The organism is Paraburkholderia polaris (assembly GCF_012927345.1).
Classification (GTDB): Bacteria; Pseudomonadota; Gammaproteobacteria; order Burkholderiales; family Burkholderiaceae; genus Paraburkholderia; species Paraburkholderia polaris.
Genome location: NZ_JABBGJ010000028.1, coordinates 50,471 through 69,148, shown reverse-complemented (window position 1 = coordinate 69,148; position 18,678 = coordinate 50,471). Strand labels below are relative to the sequence as shown.

Annotated in this window: 13 protein-coding genes; 7 read left to right on the top strand and 6 right to left on the bottom strand. The window is 61.5% G+C overall.

Translation table 11 applies throughout. The annotated features are described in order from the left end of the window. Positions 1-71 precede the first annotated feature (71 nt). The 3 genes from HHL24_RS24955 (at position 72) to HHL24_RS24945 (ending at position 5,860) form a co-directional block, all read left to right on the top strand. On the top strand, positions 72-2,852 hold the full coding sequence (locus tag HHL24_RS24955) for a fimbria/pilus outer membrane usher protein (protein ID WP_169488026.1): 2,781 nt from the start codon (positions 72-74) through the stop codon (positions 2,850-2,852). A 29-nt stretch (positions 2,853-2,881) separates the two neighbouring features. After that, positions 2,882-3,937, top strand: coding sequence for a fimbrial protein (locus HHL24_RS45110; RefSeq protein ID WP_407947523.1), 1,056 nt, complete (start codon positions 2,882-2,884; stop codon positions 3,935-3,937). Positions 3,938-4,258: 321 nt separating this feature from the next. Then, the gene (locus HHL24_RS24945; protein WP_169488024.1) at positions 4,259-5,860 is read left to right on the top strand and encodes a peptide chain release factor 3; all 1,602 of its coding nucleotides are present in this window, start codon (positions 4,259-4,261) and stop codon (positions 5,858-5,860) included. A 196-nt stretch (positions 5,861-6,056) separates the two neighbouring features. Here the strand turns inward: HHL24_RS24945 and HHL24_RS24940 are convergent, their stop codons facing one another. From HHL24_RS24940 to HHL24_RS24930, 3 genes are all read right to left on the bottom strand, one after another. Then, entirely contained in the window at positions 6,057-7,130 is a 1,074-nt protein-coding gene (locus HHL24_RS24940) for a fimbrial protein (RefSeq protein WP_169488023.1), read from the bottom strand. Positions 7,131-7,547: 417 nt separating this feature from the next. After that, complete coding sequence (locus HHL24_RS24935) at positions 7,548-8,024, bottom strand: hypothetical protein (protein ID WP_230417556.1); 477 nt, start codon at positions 8,022-8,024, stop codon at positions 7,548-7,550. A 428-nt stretch (positions 8,025-8,452) separates the two neighbouring features. Further along, positions 8,453-9,322: a LysR family transcriptional regulator gene (locus tag HHL24_RS24930; protein ID WP_169488022.1), complete on the bottom strand. Its 870-nt coding sequence runs from the start codon at positions 9,320-9,322 to the stop codon at positions 8,453-8,455. Positions 9,323-9,675: 353 nt separating this feature from the next. Here HHL24_RS24930 and HHL24_RS24925 point away from each other — a divergent pair, with 353 nt between their 5' ends. Further along, entirely contained in the window at positions 9,676-12,027 is a 2,352-nt protein-coding gene (locus HHL24_RS24925) for a bifunctional acetate--CoA ligase family protein/GNAT family N-acetyltransferase (RefSeq protein WP_169488021.1), read from the top strand. A gap of 2 nt (positions 12,028-12,029) precedes the next feature. On the opposite strand, the gene HHL24_RS24920 is transcribed toward HHL24_RS24925, so the two are convergent. From HHL24_RS24920 to HHL24_RS24910, 3 genes are all read right to left on the bottom strand, one after another. Next, complete coding sequence (locus HHL24_RS24920) at positions 12,030-12,575, bottom strand: hypothetical protein (RefSeq protein ID WP_169488020.1); 546 nt, start codon at positions 12,573-12,575, stop codon at positions 12,030-12,032. 144 nt (positions 12,576-12,719) lie between these two features. After that, complete coding sequence (locus HHL24_RS24915) at positions 12,720-13,757, bottom strand: STAS-like domain-containing protein (RefSeq protein WP_169488019.1); 1,038 nt, start codon at positions 13,755-13,757, stop codon at positions 12,720-12,722. A 133-nt stretch (positions 13,758-13,890) separates the two neighbouring features. Further along, positions 13,891-14,682, bottom strand: a complete 792-nt coding sequence (locus tag HHL24_RS24910; protein WP_169488018.1) for an IclR family transcriptional regulator — start codon at positions 14,680-14,682, stop codon at positions 13,891-13,893. Between the two features lie 373 nt (positions 14,683-15,055). Between HHL24_RS24910 and HHL24_RS24905 the strand changes: the two genes are divergently transcribed. The 3 genes from HHL24_RS24905 to HHL24_RS24895 are packed head-to-tail and all read left to right on the top strand — an operon-like array spanning position 15,056 to position 18,670. Continuing rightward, positions 15,056-16,105 carry a sugar ABC transporter substrate-binding protein gene (locus HHL24_RS24905; RefSeq protein WP_169488017.1) on the top strand — a complete coding sequence of 350 codons (1,050 nt, stop codon included), beginning with the start codon at positions 15,056-15,058 and terminating at the stop codon, positions 16,103-16,105. Next, positions 16,102-17,622, top strand: a complete 1,521-nt coding sequence (locus HHL24_RS24900) for a sugar ABC transporter ATP-binding protein (RefSeq protein ID WP_169488016.1) — start codon at positions 16,102-16,104, stop codon at positions 17,620-17,622. The genes HHL24_RS24905 and HHL24_RS24900 overlap by 4 nt, the downstream gene beginning before the upstream one ends. Then, a complete protein-coding gene (locus HHL24_RS24895; protein ID WP_169488015.1) occupies positions 17,612-18,670 on the top strand; it encodes an ABC transporter permease in 1,059 nt (352 codons plus the stop codon). Before HHL24_RS24900 ends, HHL24_RS24895 begins: the two co-directional genes overlap by 11 nt. Positions 18,671-18,678 lie beyond the last annotated feature (8 nt).

Genomic DNA, 18,678 nt, shown 5'->3' with positions numbered 1-18,678 from the left:
CGGCGTGCGTTGCACAGGCAACGCATAAGGACGACTCACGCCTGTCGCGAATATTGGAATTGAGTTAGATCATGAAGCACTCACCTCGTCATCAGTCGCATGCTCGCACCAGCGAATTCGCTGGTTCGTTCGGCCTGAGCCCCGTAGCCGCAGTGGTCATGTCGGCTTTCGCGGTGCTGGGCGGCGTCCAGTCGGCGAGCGTGAATGCAGCAGAATCCAGCGACGCCGGTGCAGCTGTCCAATTCGACACGACGTTTCTGCGTACCGATCCGAAGCAAACCGTGGACGTTTCGCGTTTCGCGCGCGGCAACATGGTGCAGCCGGGTTTGTATTCTGTCGACCTCTGGGTCAACGATGTTCGTGTGGCGCGCCAGGACGTGCGCTTCGTGGCGACGCGCGACGGACAAAGCGCGCGTGCGTGCTTTAGTCGTCAGATGCTGGAAACACTCGGTGTTGATTTCGCCAAGGTTGGCGCGGCTACCGGTGCGAAGCTGCCGGAGCATGCGTCTGCCTATGCAGCTGAAGCCGCGGCCAAAGATACCCACGCCGCCGCCGGCGCAAGCGCTGATGCGACCGCCAGCAAGCAATCCGGTGAAGTCGCCAACGCCACCAACGCCGCCAACGCCGACGAATGCCTTGACCTTGCCGCAGCGGTGCCGGACGCGACCGTCGACTTCGATTTCTCCGAACAGAAGCTCACGCTGAGCGTGCCGCAGAAATACATGCGCAACGCCGCGCGCGGCTACGTGCCGCCGGACATGTGGCAAAACGGCGTGAACGCGGGCTTCGTGAGTTACAACGCCAATACCTATCACACCGCAGGTTCGGGCACGCAGTCGACGCAAAGCTATCTGGGTCTGGATGCCGGCGTGAACATCGGCGCGTGGCATTTCCGCCATCAATCGTCGGTATCGCAGCAGACCGGCCAGGGCACGCATTTCGACAACATTGCGACGTACGTACAGCACGACGTTGCAGCGCTGAAGTCGCAAGTGACGTTGGGCGACGGCTACACGACGGGCGACGTGTTCGACAGCGTGCAGTTCCGCGGCGCGCAGATCGCCACCGACGACCGCATGTTGCCGGAATCGCTGCGTGGCTACGCGCCGGTGGTGCGTGGTACGGCGGAATCGAATGCGCGTGTGACGATCCGTCAGAACAACCAGGTGATTTACGAAACCAGCGTGTCACCGGGTCCGTTCGAAATCAACGACCTGTATGCGACCGGCTACGGCGGCAACCTCGACGTGACGGTGACCGAAGCCGATGGCCGCACGAAGACCTTTACCGTGCCTTACGCCTCGGTTGCACAATCGCTTCGGCCGGGCACGACGCGCTTCTCGGTGACCGCCGGGCAATTGCGCAACGACGCGCTCGAAACGAAGCCGAACTTTGCGCAGTTCACGTTGCAACGCGGCCTCACGAATCTGGTGACGGCCTATGGCGGCGGCGTGGCTGCGAACGGCTACGTAGCGGCTGACGTGGGCGCGGCGCTCAACACGAAGTTCGGCGCGTTCTCGGCTGACGTGACCGCTGCACAGACGCAGGTGCCGAACCAGAGCACGATGCGCGGCACGAGCTTGCGCATTGGCTACAGCAAGTTCATCGACCCGACGGGTACCAACATTTCGGTGGCGGCCTACCGCTATTCGACTGCGGGCTTCATGAATCTGACGGATGCAGCCTCGGTGCGCGATCTTGCGATGCACGGCGGTGATACGAACTCGGTTTATCGCCAGCGCAACCGCTTCCAGCTCTCGGTCAACCAGAATTTCAAGGATCACGGGACCGTGTTCCTGAGCGCATCGGCGCAGCAGTACTGGAATCACGACGGCAGCGACATGTTCTATCAGGCCGGCTACACGAACAGTTTCAAGTACGGCACTTACAGCATCACTGCGGGACGTACTCGCAACGCTGACGGTTCGATGTCCAACCAGTTCATGCTCAGCACGACGATGCCGCTTGGCCACAGCCAGCATGCGCCGTTGATGTCGACGAACCTGTCCAGCTCGGGCGGCAGCACCAACCTGCAGGCCAACGTGAGCGGCTCGCTTGGCGACGCCAACCAGTACTCGTACAACGCGTACGGCACGTATGGCAGCGCCAGCGGCAGCAGCTCCGCCAACACAGGCGTGAGCGGTGCATGGCGTGCGCCGTATGCGCAGATGACGGCGTCGGCAAGCGCGGGCTCGGGTTCGAGCCAGGTGTCGGCCGGTATCAGCGGGACGGTCGTTGCGCATCCGGGCGGCGTGACGTTCTCGCAAACCGTCGGCGATACGTTCGGCATCGTCGAGGCACCGGGCGCGGCGGGCGCAAGCGTGAGCAGCGCGCCGGGCGTCAAGCTCAATAGCCGCGGTTATGCGGTGGTGCCTTACCTAACGCCGTACGGCATGAATGTCGTCGACATCGACCCGAAGGGCACCTCGACCGACGTCGAATTCGAATCGACTTCGGAGCAGGCGGTGCCGCGTCTCGGTTCTGTGGTGATGATCAAGTACAAGACGGTGAGCGGACGTGCCGCGCTGATTCGCGCGCCGCAACTCGGCGACAAGGCGCTGCCGTTTGGCGCGGATGTGGTTGATGGAAACGGCAAGACCGTTGGTGTCGTCGCTCAGGACAGCCGGATTTTTGCGCGCGGCCTGGAAGATAAAGGCTCGCTGTTTGTGAAGTGGGGTTCAGCGGCGTCGGAAGAGTGCCGGATTGATTATGTGTTGCCGAAATCAACGGGTAAGGCGGGAGCCGCTTATTTGTTGGTGGAAGGGCATTGCGTGGGTGGGAGTGAACCGGTTCAGACGGGCGCTGCTGTGGGTAGCCAAACGCAGCGAGACGTTGCGGCGCAAATCCATTGAAATAACTAGAACAACCAGGTGATTCGACTATGAAAATCCTATTCAAGATTTTTCGCGTGAATGCGCGCCTCTGTGCGCTTAGCGACTCCGCGGGTAGTACCTGGACTAGGCATATCCTGACAATCCTGGCGTGCGTACTGGGCATGTGTGCGACGATCCCAGCTAACGCAGCCTGCTCGTTCAAGAGTGGAGGCTTCTCAACTGCCAATCAATCTTTCGGAAACGTTAGCGTGTCGACCAACGCCCCGGTCGGGACCGTACTCGCATCATTCGGCAACCGTCTCTTTGGCACGCAGGAGTTCTGGTGCGGGTCGAGCGTTCCCACCACGCTGTCTTTCATGATGTCGGGCACGGGGTCGTCCGGACTATATGAGACCAATATTCCAGGCATTGGGATTCGTATCAGAGCCACGTCGGGAGGCTACGGTATGCCTCAAACATATATGCCTATTTCGTGGAGCTATACAATCTCTATGGCTGGTTATGGCTTCGCGTTCAATAACCAAATTTTTTCAATCCAGCTTGTGAAAACAGGTCCGATCGATTTGAGCGGTGGTAACGCCCTGTCTTATAACGTCAGCCCTTGGTTGACCATTCAACCGACGGATGGAAGCGCAAGCCCGTTTTCAGTGGCAGATCTCGCGGTAACGGCGACGATAACTTCGCGCAGTTGCAGCGTGACTACGTCTTCCGTTTCTGTGACGTTGCCTACAGCTTTTGCGAGCAATCTAGCCACGCGATCGACTGGATCGACCCCGTTCAACCTCAGCCTCGACTGCGCAGCGGGTACCAAAGTCTATGCGACGCTGACCGACGCATCAAATGTATCCAACACGTCGACCACCCTTGGCCTGACGCCAGACTCGACCGCAGCGGGCATCGGTCTACAGATCCTTAACGGATCGACACCGATTGCCTACGGCCCCGACTCCGCAGTTGCAGGGACTACCAATCAATGGTCGGCAGGTACGGCGGCAGGCGGTCCGATGAATATTCCGCTTACCGTCCAGTACGTACGAACGACGGGCGCTCTGACTCCCGGTACGGTGAAAGGCGCGGCCACTTTCACTATGTCATATCAATAGCCCTCCATGGGCAGTTGCGGTCTTCCATAAGCGCTTGGGCGGCAGCCGCCACCCAAGCGGCGCATCCGTCCCTTCAACCCCCATTTGCATACGGCCGTCCCCATGACGTGTATCATTCGCACCTTGCGCTGTTCTGCGCTGGCGATTCCCGGATTGTCGAACGCTCGTTCGTGACCTGGTTCCGACGCGGCTGAGTTGCCATTGTGACGCGGGTTCCAGACCCAACTCCCGCAGCTCGACGCCGCCGCGCCAGACGTGGCAGCCCAGCGGCCACAAGCCGCTGAAGACCGCCCGAACCCCTATCCGTGACCGCCCGACCCGATGTCAGTCTCCGAACTTAAACGCCGCCGCACGTTCGCGGTCATTTCCCACCCGGATGCGGGCAAGACCACGCTTACTGAAAAGCTGCTGCTATTCTCGGGCGCGATCCAGATCGCCGGCACCGTGAAGGGCCGCAAGAGCAATCGCTACGCGACGTCCGACTGGATGGAGATCGAAAAGCAGCGCGGCATTTCCGTCGCCAGCTCGGTCATGCAGTTCGAGTACGGCGACGCCGTCATCAACCTGCTGGACACCCCGGGCCACGAAGACTTCTCCGAAGATACCTACCGTGTGCTGACCGCGGTCGATGCCGCCGTGATGGTGATCGACGGCGCGAACGGCGTCGAAGCGCAAACGCTGAAGCTGCTCGAAGTCTGCCGTAGCCGCAAGACGCCGATCGTCACCTTCATCAACAAGCTCGACCGCGAAGTGCGCGAGCCGCTCGAGTTGCTCGACGAGATCGAACAGCACCTTGGCGTGGCCGCCGTGCCGTTCACGTGGCCTATCGGTATGGGCAAGGATTTCCAGGGCGTCTACGACATCCAGCGCGACCAGGTGCGCTTGTTCCGCGCCGGGCAGGATAAGGCGGGCGGCGCGGTCGAAACGCTGCATGCTCTCGGCGACGAAGAAGGTGAACGCCGCTTCGGCCATGCCTGGGTCAAGGCGAAAGAAGAGATCGATCTGATCACCGGCGCGTCGCCTGATTTCGATCGCGAGCTGTTCCTCGCCGGTCAGCAATCGCCGGTGCTGTTCGGCTCGGCGATCAACAACTTCGGCGTGAAGGAAATTCTCGACGCGCTGGTCGATCTGGCACCGCCGCCGTCGATGCGCATGACCGTGCAACGTCCGGTGATGCCGGACGAGCCTAAGTTCACCGGCGTCGTGTTCAAGGTGCAGGCGAACATGGATCTGGCGCACCGCGACCGCGTGGCGTTCATTCGCGTGTGTTCGGGGCATTTCGAACGCGGCATGGCCGTGAAGGTGACGCGCACGAACAAGACGTTCCGCGCGAATAACGTGGTGACGTTCCTGTCGCAGCGTCGCGAGACGGTGAGCGAGGCGTATCCGGGCGACATCATCGGTATCCCGAATCACGGCACGCTGAGTCTCGGCGATACGCTGACCGAAGGCGAACAGTTGCAGTTCGTCGGCTTGCCGTTCTTCGCGCCGGAAATTTTCCAGACGGTGGAAGTGGTCGATCCGATGCGCGCCAAGCAGCTCGGCGAAGCGCTGAAGCAACTGGGTGAGGAAGGCGCGATTCAGGTGTTCCGCCCGGAAGTCGGCGGCTTGATGATTCTTGGCGCGGTCGGCCAGCTGCAGTTTGAAGTCGTGTCGCATCGGTTGTCGACGGAATACAAGGTCGACGTGCGAATGGCGCCGGCGCGCTATCGGATGTCGCGCTGGGTGACGTGTGACGATGCGGCTGAGTTGCGCCGTTTCACCGATTCGTACGCGGCGCGGATTGCGCTCGATGCATCGGATGCGCCGACGTATCTGGCCTCGCACGTGTCGGAAATCGAAGTCGCGCAGAAGGCGTGGCCGAAGATCGTCTTTAACGAATTGCGTGAGCATTCGGGTGCGCCGTTCAAGAAGTCGATGTAGGCGCACAAATGCGACAGCTGTGCGGTCCGGCTAGTATTTCGAGGTAACGATCAGGCAAAAGGCCCAGTGGTGACACCGGGCCTTTTGCTTTGCGGCTTTGTTTGGGGCGTTCGGCTAAAACTAGCAAAAGGCGGCACGATGGAAGGAACGCCGTTCCATTGTGCCGCGTTGGTTATGCTCGATTGGCTTGCAAAGCCTATTGATAGGACATCGTGAAGGTGGCCAACCCTTTAACCGTGCCGGCGTTCAACGCGCCTGTTGTTCGCACGTACTGTGCGGTAAGTGGAATGCTCATCGCTCCGCCCACGGAGGTACCCGCCGACCATTGATTGAGGTTGTCAGCCGCCGGGGAGTCGGCGCCATAGGCGATCGGTGTTGATTCCTTCAGGATCTGCAGACCGACTCCCGTCGCGGTCGAGTCGGGTGACAGGCTCAGCGTAGTCGAGGTGTTGGACGGATTCGTTGCGTCGGTAAGCGTCACGCCGACTTTCACGCCTGCCGTGCAGTTCAGGTCCAGGCTAAATCCGCTCGTGCCGGTTGATCCAGTATTAAAGTTATCTACCAAAATTGTCGGCAGGAACACTGGAATCCGGGAATTGACCACACTGCAGGTCGGCGTAGTCACCGTTGCCGTCAACGCGAGGTTCGCGATGGCCATCTGACCAGAACCGTCATTGGCCGCGACCGATATCCACGGTGCGACGTTGTAGGACAGCATGTCGGTCCCACTGTTGCTGACCGGCCCGGTAGCAACGAGGTCGAATCGAAATTGTTGATAACCCATTCCGTAGGCGCCGCTGGCCTGCGAATAGCTAAAAGTCCACGAATTTGGCGTCAGTGTCGGCGTCGTCGGTGACGTGTAGTAGGTCTGGCTGGACCAGGCGTAAATGCGAATGCCGATACCGGGGATGTTTGTCGGGTAAATGTTCGACGTAGCGGAACCCGACATGGCGAAGGAAACAGTCGTGACTAGGTTGTTTCCACACGTGAAACTTTCCTGACCCAAAATGCTGCTGGACGATACCTGCTTGGTCGCAAGGACGGTCCCGACCGGCACGTTCGGGGGCACTGTTATGCTGCCCATGTCCACGCTGCCTGTCTTGAAGGACCCGGCAGAGAACACACAGGCTGCGTTGGCTGGAATTGCCGCACACATTCCGAGGGCGCACGCGACGATCGCCAGCACGCGCGTCACCGGCCTGTGAAGTGCGGTGACCTCGGCGGTCCCGCGACGCGCCTTCGCGCGGAAAAAATTGAATAATCCATTCATGATTATTTCCCTGTTGTGGCGTCGCGCGAAACGGCGAGCTTTTAGATGTAAGCCACCGTGGCGTAATGATTTCCTGTGTCGCCACGCGCAATCAGAATTGCGGGTGAAACGAATAGCAGAAAGATGACGAGCGCCCGGATGGGCGCTAACGCGCGATGGCACAAATAAAATGTTCGCTGAACGGCATCTCAGAAAGAATCGGAGCATTCTTAATTACGTAGGAATATCCCTACTGATGCCGCGAAAGAATCCGAATATGTCGGCGCGCCTGCACGTCAAGGCTGACGATCATGTGAAAAGGCCCCGCCGACGAGTCACGGGGCCTGTTTTTCGCGCGGAGGTTTGGTGCAGTTGGCGCTGTCCTATCCTATCTGCTCGAATTGAGGTTTATGCAGAGCAGTGACGGCCTCTGATGGATCAGTGTCGCACCTCCACTGTTTGCTGCGCGTCTTCACCTGCATCTGCATCTACGTCTCTCGTGCTTCCAGCGGAAGCCTGTTTGCACTCTTCAGTCTTTGCCGTAGGCGAAGCTTGCCCAGCGATGTTTGATGCTTCTTCAAGAAGGCGTGCGGCACGGTTCGCGGTGATGCGGCTTTGGGGGACGCCCTTCGCATCGAGCGCGATGACCTGGTACAACTCACGGTCACACTCGAGCTCCTGCTGATATTGCTCAGCCGTGTCGACAAGCAATTCGAGCATGGCCTGTTGACGTCGTCTTTCGTCGCTCATGACGGCAGGATTCCTACACATTGAGGACGCAAGTGTGATCAGCGTATTGAGATGGCTCAACTGCCGGTCGCAAAGATGGAAGGCGGACAGCGCAAGCTTTTCGTACTGGAGCGCGTCGACTGGCGGACGTGAACCGGGTTGAGATTGTTTTGTGGATTTGCTCATGGTGCGACCTCCCTGATACTTCATGGATCGCCCGACACTCGTCTTGGGAAGGGGGTGAGCGGGCACGAAGCGGGATTGGAAGACCGGGACACAAACAAACCGGCGAGCCTCGCGGCTCCCCCACCACGACCCGCCCATTGAAATATAGACGTGCAGCGGTAGACGCACGACCCGCCTGAGCGGGTGTGCGGTTTGTATCGCAGGCTTCCAAACCTGACCACCGGGTGTTTCCCGATGGCTTGATGATTATAAATCAGGGCAGCGTGACGCTTGTCTATTGTTCAGACGAAGTGGTTAATTTTGGCCATTTGGATAAGGTGACCCAGGCAAAGTTGAGCTGCATGTTTTTCCGTAATCGGTCGGCTAGTCCTGCCACCGCTGCGGTGGCGGTTCTACGCCCGCGGAATCATTGCAGTACGCCGTCCGCCTCACTCCATCTTCAAAACCTCTTCCCGCATCCATCCGGCAAACGCTTGCACATGCTCAAGCGCTGCGTGGCGTTGCGCCACGTCGAGCCAGTAACCGAAGGGGCCGGTCACTTCGATATCCGAGAACTGCGCCAGACTGCCGTCCGCCAGTTCCTCGACGATCATGTTCCGATCGACCACCGCCAGCCCCGCGCCCTTACGCGCGGCGCGGATCGCTTGTTCGAGCGTCGAGAACTCGATGCCGTTTTCCGCATAGCGCGCGGGCAGCCGCGCGCTCGTCAGCCAGTTCGGCCACAGGTCGAGCCGGGTGTCGTTATGCAGCACATGCAGCGCGGGCATGTGTTCGAGCAGCATGTCGAGCGATTCGCCGAGCAGACTTGGTGTGCCGACGAGTACATGGCGCTCGATCATCAGCAATTCGGAATGCGCACCTGGCAGCGCGTCGCGACCGAAGCGGATATTGCAGTGACAGTCTTCGGTGGGCGATGTGCGGACAGACAGTTCGACGTCGGGCAACTCGTCCGCCAGCGAACCGAGCCGCGGCGAGAACCATTGCGTCGCGAAAGTGGGCGGTACGGCGAGCACGAGGCGACGCCGGCCTTTGGCTGCGGTGATCTGCCGGAAGCCGCGTTCGATCGTGTCGAAGGCCTCGGAAAGGCAAGGCAGGAATTGCAGACCCGCCTGCGTCAAACGGATACCCTTGTGATCGCGCTCGAACAGTTTCTCGCCAAGCGACTCCTCAAGCAGCTTGATCTGCCGGCTCACGGCGCCCTGCGTCACGCACAGCGCGGTGGCGGCGCGATTGAAGCTCATATGACGGGCGGTTTCTTCGAAGAAGCGCAACGCGATCAGCGATGGCAAGCGCCGCATAAATCACCTTCTGTCTCTTTGTTCAACCGCTGCGGGCCGGCTAGTGCCACGCCGGCGCAGCGAAATATGTGTTCGCGCCGCGCGTTGTCTCCGACGCGCTTTGCAAGCCATCAATCAGCCCGCAAATTGCAAGGCTAAGGTGGCGTGTGGCAGCTTCTGGATTGTCGCATTTCGGCTCAATATTTTGCTTGAGTGCGCTAAAAAAATTCCGATGCGCGCTGGCCTGGTTTAAGCGGAAAATCATGCGCGCCAGGCGGCTTACGCAGAAGCGCCGCGCAAGCCTGCGACTTCGCCTATCCTGACGAGGACGCGCGCCTCGCTGCCGGCGCGCACTCCCAATCTACGGAGCGCCCGTGACCGTTCGCAATCTCGACGCCTTGTTCCGACCCAAATCCGTCGCCGTGATCGGCGCTTCCGAGCGGCCAGGAAGCACGGGTGCGATGGTGTGGGCGCGCGTGCTGGAAGGGGGGTTCGAAGGCCCTGTGTGGCCGGTCAATCCGAAATACGACACGCTCGGCGGCCGCGCGGTGATCGGCGATGCCGGAGATCTGCCGGAAGCACCCTCCGTCGCGCTGATCTGCACGCCGCCCGATACGTGGCCTGGCATCATTCATAAACTCGGCGGTTTGGGCACGCGCGCGGCGATCATCGTCGGCGAGGTGCGCTGCGATGAGGACCGCCTGGCGCTGCGGCACGCGCTGTCGGCGGCGCGGCCGCATCTGTTGCGCATAGTTGGGCCGGGCAGTCTCGGCGTGGTGACGCCGGCGCTGCATGCGCATTTCGGCGCGCCGTCGTGCACGGTGAAGGCGGGTGGCGTCGCGTGGGTCTCGCAGTCGAATGCGCTGACCAATGCCGTGCTCGGTTGGGCGCACGCGCGTGGGCTTGGGTTTTCGCACGCGGTGGCACTGGGTGGCGAGGCCGACGTCGATGCCGGCGACGTGCTCGACTACCTGGCGAGCGATCCCGGCACGCGCGCCATCCTGCTCGAACTGGATACGGTACGCGCCGCTCGCAAGTTCATGTCGGCGGCGCGTGCGGCGGCGCGCAACAAGCCGGTGCTGGCGTTGCGCTCGGGCCGCGCCGACCCCGCCGATGGGCTCTACACCGCCGCGTTCCGTCGCGCGGGCATGGTCCGCGTCGATGCGCTCGACGATCTGCTCGATGAAATCGAAACGCTCGGCGTGGGCCGCGTGGCGGCGGGCGCGACGGCGACGCTGATCACCAGTGACAGCGGCCTCGCCACGCTCGCCTGCGACGCCTTCGCCGCGGCCGGCGACACGCTGGCGGCATGGCCCGCAGAAGCCGACGCGGCGCTCACCGAAGCGCTGCCGCACGCGATGGCCGGCAACCCGCTAAGACTCGGCGACGACGCCCGTCCCGAGCACTTCGGCACCGCGCTCAAAATACTCGCCGAGCATCGCAGCAGCGGCACAGCCTTCGTGGTCCACGCATCGACGCATGGCGCGCCGGTCGACGAGGTCGCGCAGGCGCTGATCGCGAATCAGCGCTTCGCGTATCGCGGTCTGCTAGCGTGTTTCTTCGGCGGGTTGAATGCGGCCACGCGCGACGCCCTGCACGCGCAGGGCATCCCGGTTCATACAACGCCGCAGCGGCTCGCGCGCGCCTTTGCCCGGCTGGTCGACTACCGGATGGGCCGCGAACTGCTGATGCAGACCCCGGAGGGCTTGCCGGCGCAGATTCCCGAAGCGATCGACGCTGCCCAGGCCCAGGCGCGGGCCGCCATTGCCGCAGGTGAGCACCAACTAACTGGGGAGGCGGCGGCGCGGTTTCTGGAGCGCTTCGGGCTGCGTGTCGAACCGCAAGCGTCTCAAAAACCCGTTGTCGACATCGCCGTCGAGCTTCACGACGACGACAACTTTGGCCCCGTTTTTCGCTTCACCGCGCCGTCGGTGGATGGTGTGTCCGATCCACTACGTGTCTACGGCCTGCCGCCGCTCAATCCGATGTTGGCGCGCGATATCGTCACGCGCTCGCGCTACGCGAGGCTGATCGAGCCGGAGCGGGCGCTGGCCGCATTGACGGCCTTGTCGCAGGCAGTCTGTGACGTCAAGGAGCTCGTCGGCCTCACATTGACGCTGCGCGTGTTCAGCGACCATGTCGTGGTCGTCGAGCCGACCCTGAACATCGCATCGACGCGTAGCCGGCTCGCAATCGTGCCGTATCCGCGCCGCTTTGAAGAGACGATCGACTGGCAGGGGCTGCGTGTGACAATCCGGCCGATCCGTCCGGAAGACGAAGCCGCGCATCACGATTTCGTCGAGGCGATGACGCCCGAAGATCTACGCCTGCGGTTTTTCGGTGCGGTCGGCAGTTTCGATCACTCGCAACTCGCGCGGATGACGCAGATCGACTACGACCGCGAAATGGCGCTGATCGCGACGGTAACGAGCGAGGAAGGTTTTACGCGCACCCTCGGTGTGGTGCGCGCGGTGGCCGATCCGGACAACGAGACAGCAGAGTTCGCTGCCGCAGTGCGCTCGGACCAGAAAGGCCGGCGCCTTGGGCAATTGCTGATGGACCGGATCATCAAGTACGCGCGGGCGCGCGGCATCCATTGGCTGGTCGGCGAGGCGTTGCGCGAAAACACGCCCATGATTGCGCTGGCCAGATCTTGCGGCTTCACCATCACGCCGACGGAAGATCCGGGCGTGGTGGGTTTCAGAATGGCGCTGGATGAAACTTAAGCTCAGGCCGGCAGCTTCGCCGCAGCTTCATCCACCTGCGTGCGGGTCACGGCCAGCTCTTCCAGCAACGCCTCAGCGTAGACAGCGCCCGTCTCACGTTCCAGACGCGCAATGGTTGCCGCGCAACGGTTCGCGTCCTTCAGCGTCGCGATGAACGACTTCACCGATTCACCTGCCTTGAAAGCGTCGAACAGCGGCACGCGGATGTCGTCCGGCAGCGGACGCGCCGTCCATTGATACGGCTTGCCGTTGAACGTGAACTGCGGCGGCAACACGCGTTCTTTCTTCGCGGCCGGAATCAGGCCGAAGGTGCGCGCGGCGTCGCCGATCTGCTCGGCCGAAAACAGCTCGTCCGGGCTGATGTCGAATTGCTGGATGAAGGTCTCGATGCTTTGCATCGCCGCAGCGCGGTCGTCGCGGCGCTTTTGCGCATGAGCGACGATGTCGCGCAGTTCGTCGGCTTCTTCAGGCGTGATCGTGAAGCTCGACTGCTTCTGCTGGAGTTCGGAAAAACGCAGGAATTCGGAATCGGTCAGAAGTTTCGCCATTGCTTGATCGTTGAGCGCGCATGAGGGGGCCCATGCGGCGTGATTTTTGAGAGGGTCGCCATTCTAAACCATGTGCGCGGGGCGACGCGCGATCGTCAATTGTCAACCAGGCCGCGATCATTCCCGAGCTAACGATGGCGACAATCAGATGCGCCCGGCGGTCGCGCGTGTCACCATCTGTTGCACCTGAGTGCTGGCCCGTACCGGAACCAATTCCACTTCCGGATGCGCATTGGCGTACACGCGGAATATTTCGTCCGCAAAGGCTTGGCCAACCGTATCGACATCCTTGAAGTCAAACAACACCACCTTGAACCTGTCCACTCGTGCGAGAAGCCGTTGAGCTTGTGAACGGGACACCAGACTCTCGGCTCCCATTCTTGCCAACCGAACCGGCACGACCGTTTTACTGAAGGTGTATTCGTCCGGCTCGGCGTACTCGTCAAACACTTCTGTCAGCACGCGCTCAGTATGGTTGCCATGACCCATCAGGACGACGGTGCCGCCATGCGTGAGATCGCGCTCGAAGAGAAAGTCTTCTTCTCCGTCCTTGTGATCGAACAACAAGCCGCCAGAAGAAATCTGAAATATGTCGAACGCGCGCGACGAGAAGAACACCCCCTCCCCAGTGTGGCGTTCAGGATCGGTCGTCAGCTTTCCTTTCGCCAATTCGAGAATCGCTTGCCGCTCGTCTGCAAGTTCGCAAAGACGTGTGATCCGCTTGAAGATGCCGTCGCCATCGTCGGCAATAGTGCAAATCGTGCCGCTGGCTTTGACTTGTGCGTGCACCACAACCCTGGTCCCCTGCGAGTGCTCGATCGCATTGTTGAGCATCTCCGTAAAACCGTAGTCCCAGATCTTCAGGGCCGCTTCGCTCATGAATTCGGTGAAACCCGGCCGAAAATCCTGCGCCCACACGACATGCTCTTCGATACCGGCGAGCGGATATTCGCGGGTAAGGGCCGCTATCACGGGCTGAACGTACGTTTTGGGACGTTGGCCTTCGCCTTCGCCTAGCAGGCCACTCGCCACTAGCCGCGTTAAAAGCGTGTTTGCCGCCTGTCGGGAAATCCCCCGGTTTTTCTGGAAAATCGGCCCGAGCGGAGCCGCCGTTCCTTGATGCGCCCAAAGCGTGCGGCTGATGTCTGGCGACAATTTTTTAAGATGTTCGACGGCGTCCATGTCAACCTTTGATGGAGTCTATGTCAACATATTATATGTCATGTTGACATAGCTGCATGTGGGCGCGCGGACCCTGCATGGGGGCTTTACGGTCATGCACTGGAGTGCCTATTTTCCCGTTACCCGAAGGGCGTCAGACTGAGGGGCTCGGTTCCCGAAACATCGACAACGCCTGCACCGTCTCGCGCAAGAGCGCCGTTGCCGCTTCCAAGGTCGGCGCGACGTATTCATCGATACGTTTCAAGTACGGGCAAGTGAGCACCGCGATCGCCTGGCCTGACGGCCCCTGGATCGGAAACGTAAGGTCCGTGACACCGAACGTCTGCTGGCTGTCCTTCTGCGAAAAACCCGCCGCGCGAATCCGCGTGCAGGCCTGTTCCAGCGCATCGCGATCGATCGTGACTTCGCCCTTCACCTTGGTGTGTTCGGCGAGCATCTGTTCGCGCTGCTCGTTGCTTTGAAACGCGAGCATGACGCGGCCCGAACCCGTATCGATCAGGCCCACCCGTGAGCCAAGCCGCACCGACATCCCCCATGTGCCCGGTCCATCCACCTGTGCGATCACTAGCAGATTGCCGCGGTCGTACACCACAAGGTGACACGATTGTTCGGCAGCATCGGCAAAGCGCTGCATCAGCGGCAGCGCCTCGGAGATCAGCCGGTTCATCGGCGGATGACGATGCGCGAGCGCATACAACTTCAGACTCAGCGAATAACGGTCGCCCGCCGCCGAGCGCACCACGTATTGCCGCGCGACCAGCCGCTCCAGCATCCGGTACATCTCGCTCGCATTGCGTCCCAGCAGCTTGGTGATTTCGGCGCGCGTCAGCCCCTCTTTCTGCTCGGCGAGCAGTTCGAGGATGTCGAGGCCCTTGTCCAGTGCGGGGGCGCGGTAACGGTCGTCGTCTTTGTCGTCTGCGTCCATCGTGGGCGAGGTTCCAAGTGTTGTTCTCATTATCTGGCGCATGAGTGTAAGTGCGTGGTGAATCTGGTGCGAGATGGCGCGGGTCCAGGGGAAACACTGACGCATGGTGCAGCGCACATTCCTTGACTTCATAAAGTTCGTATATGAATAATACGTTCATTGGTGAATGAATGTGCACCAATCACCAATACGATAAGAAAGCGCAGGACGAAGTGCCCGCCATCCAACATGGCGGGTTCACGCAGTTCAACAACGCATAGCGGTGCATGGGGCCGGAGTAAGAGCTTTGCATGCGACCCGAGTAGCGCGCTAAAGCGCGAACTCTGGTCGACAGCTGAAGCGTTAACTCCGGACCGACACAGGAGACAACACCATGTCGTTCGCAAAAGGGCCGCACGCGGCTCGCCGTTTGTTCCAGAGTTCGCTATTTGCCGTTGCGGCGGCAGCTTGCGTCGCCGGCCTCGCCGTTAGTGGTTCGGCACAAGCCGCTGACGCCGGCAAGGTCGGCCTCGGTCTGCCGCTCCTCACGTCGCCTTTCTGGCAGTCGTACAACAACTATCTGCCCAAGTACGCGAAGGATATGGGCATCGATATCCTCGCCCCGGTCAATTCGAACGGCGATCCGGTCCAGCAGATCACCGACATGAACAACCTGCTGAACCTCGGTGCGAAGGGCATCGTGGTCGGTCCGTTGGATTCGGCGGCGATCAGTCGGGCGCTCGATGCAGCCGCCGCGAAGAACGTGCCGGTGGTCGCTGTCGACGTCGCACCGACGCAAGGCAAGGTGGCGATGGTGGTGCGCGCCGACAATCGCGCCTACGGCGAGAAAGCGTGCAAGTACATCGGCGAGCATGTGAAGTCGGGCAAGGTCGTGCAGATCATGGGCGACCTCGCTTCGGTGAATGGGCGCGACCGGTCCGAGGCGTTTCGCTCATGCCTGAAGGGCTTTCCGGGTTTGTCGCTGCTGGAAATTCCTGCCGCCTGGAAGGGTGACGTCGCCGCCACCGCGCTCGACAGTCTGCTCACCGCGAATCCTGACGTGAAGGCAATCTATATGCAGGCGGGTGGCGTCTATCTATCGCCCACGCTGCAAACCCTGCGCCGCAAGCAGATGCTGTTTCCGGCCGGCGATGCAAAGCATGTCGTGATCGTCAGTAACGACGGCATTCCTCAGGAGTTCGAGGCAATCCGCCGCGGTGATATCGACGCGACCATCTCGCAGCCCGCCGATTCCTACGCGAAATACGGTCTCTTCTACATCAAGGCCGCGCTGGCCGGGCAGACCTTCAAGCCGGGTCCGACTGATCACGGCAGCACCATCGTCCAGTTGTCGCCGGGCGTGCTCGAAGATCAATTGCCCGCGCCGCTCGTCACGAAGGCGAATGTCGACGACAAAGCGTTGTGGGGCAATACCGTTAAATGAGCGAGCCGACGCCCTCCGTGCCGGTTGTCGAAGCGTTTGAGATCACCAAACGCTTCGGCTCCACGCCCGCGCTGAAAGACGTCAGTATCCGCGTGATGCCCGGTGAGTCGCATGCGCTCGTCGGGCGCAACGGTGCGGGCAAATCGACGCTGGTGTCGATCCTCACCGGCCTGCGCAAACCCGATACCGGCGAGGTGCGTTTCAGTGGCGCGGCCGCGCCGTCGATCGCGGATCGCGATGCGTGGCGCGAGCGTGTGGCCTGCGTTTATCAGCATTCGACGATCATCCGCGATTTGAGCGTCGCGGAGAATCTGTTCATCAATCGGCAGCCGTCTCGCGGTGGCGTGATCGATTGGCACGCGATGCGCCGCGACGCGCGTGAGTTGCTCGATCACTGGAAGATCGACGTGCGCGAAGATGCGCGCGCTGGCGATCTGTCCGTGGAAGCGCGGCAACTCGTGGAGATTGCGCGGGCGCTGTCGTACGGCGCGCGTTTCATCATCCTCGATGAACCGACCGCGCAGCTCGACGGTGACGAGATCAAGCGGTTGTTCCGCCGCATCAGCGAGTTGCAGCGCGAAGGCGTGACGTTCCTGTTCATCTCGCATCATCTGCAAGAGGTCTATGAGATTTGCCAGGCCGTGACGGTGCTGCGCGACGCGCGGCATATCGTCAGCGCGCCGGTTTCCGCGTTGCCGCGAGAGCAACTGATCGAAGCGATGACAGGTGAGCGTGGCGGCCTTGCCGTCGCCGATGCGGCGGCGCGCGCTGCGTTGCCTGCGGACACAGCCATTGCGCTGGAAGTCAAAGATCTGGCGGGTTCCGATTACGAAGGCGTGTCGTTCACGGTGAAGCGTGGCGAAGTCGTGGGGCTGACTGGCGCGACGAGCAGCGGCCGCACGAGCGTAGCCGAAGCGATTGCCGGTCTCCGTGCAGCTAAACGCGGCTCGATCAACGTCGACGGCGCAACGCTGCCACCAGGCGACGTGCCCGCAGCATTGGCGCACGGCATCGGCTGCGTGCCGAAGGATCGCCATCACGAAGGCCTGGTGCTGACGCAATCGGTTGCCGAAAACGCCTCGATGACCATCGCGCGTCTGCTCGGCAAATTCGGCATCGCGACACCGGCGAAGAAAAATGCCTTCGGTCAGAAGATGATCGACGCGCTCGGCATCGTCGCGCAAGGCCCCGAGCATGTCGTGTCAGGGCTATCGGGCGGCAATCAGCAGAAGGTCGTGATGGCGCGCGCGCTCGCCACCGATCCCAACGTGCTCGTGTTGATCGACCCCACAGCAGGCGTCGATGTGAAATCGAAAGAAGCGTTGCTGGCAGTCGTGGATCGCGTGCGCGAAGACGGTAAAGCCGTGTTGGTCGTATCCGGCGAACTCGACGATCTGCGCACCTGTGACCGTGTTCTGGTCATGTTCCGTGGCCGTGTCGCGGCCGAATTTCCCGCGGGTTGGCAGGACCACGACCTGATCGCGTCCGTTGAAGGAGTCAGTCTCCATGAAGAATAGTGTGCCCAGCCCTGCATTCGGCACCGCGCAAACTCAGGCGGCCCAGCCGCAGCCCGCTGCACGGGCGACGCGCGGCAAACGTGCTCGCAACGAACTCGCCCGGCTGCGCGAACTGGCGCTGCTGCCGGCGCTGGCCCTGCTCATCGTGATCGGCGCGTTTGTCAGCCCGAGCTTTCTGACGAAGGCGAATCTGATCAGCGTGCTGGGTGCGTCCGCGGCGTTGGCGTTGGTGGTGCTTGCTGAATCGCTGATCGTGTTGACCGGCAAGTTCGATTTGTCTTTGGAATCGACGGTGGGCATCGCGCCGGCTATCGGTGCGATGCTGGTGATGCCGGCGGCGTCCGCGGGCTTCGGAATGGAATGGCCGGCGGCGACGGGCCTGCTGGCGATTCTCGTGGTCGGCGCGGTGATCGGCTTCGTCAATGGTTTCCTGGTGGTGCGTCTGCGGCTGAACGCGTTCATCGTCACGCTGGCGATGCTGATCGTGTTGCGCGGCATGCTGGTCGGCGCGACCAAAGGCGGCACGCTGTTCGATATGCCGCCGTCGTTCTTCTCGCTCGCCACCACCATCGTGTTCGGTTTGCCGTTGTCCGTGTGGCTCGCGGCGGCTGCATTCGCGATCGCTGCGTTCGTGCTGCGCTATCACCGATTGGGCCGTGCGTTATACGCGATTGGCGGCAATCCGGAAGCAGCACGTGCGGCGGGGATTCGCGTGGAGCGCATCACGTGGGGCGTATTCGTGCTCGGCAGCATGCTGGCCTCGGTGGGCGGATTGATCGTGACCGGCTATGTCGGCGCGATCAATGCGAATCAGGGTAATGGCATGATTTTCACGGTGTTCGCGGCGGCGGTAATCGGCGGCATTTCGCTCGACGGCGGCAAGGGCACGATGCTCGGCGCGCTCACCGGCGTGCTGCTGCTGGGCGTCGTACAGAACCTGTTGACGCTGGCCCAGGTGCCGTCGTTCTGGATTCAGGCGATCTACGGCGCAATCATCCTCGGCTCGCTGATGGTGGCACGGCTCGCCAGCGGCGAAGGCCAGAACTGATGCGCATG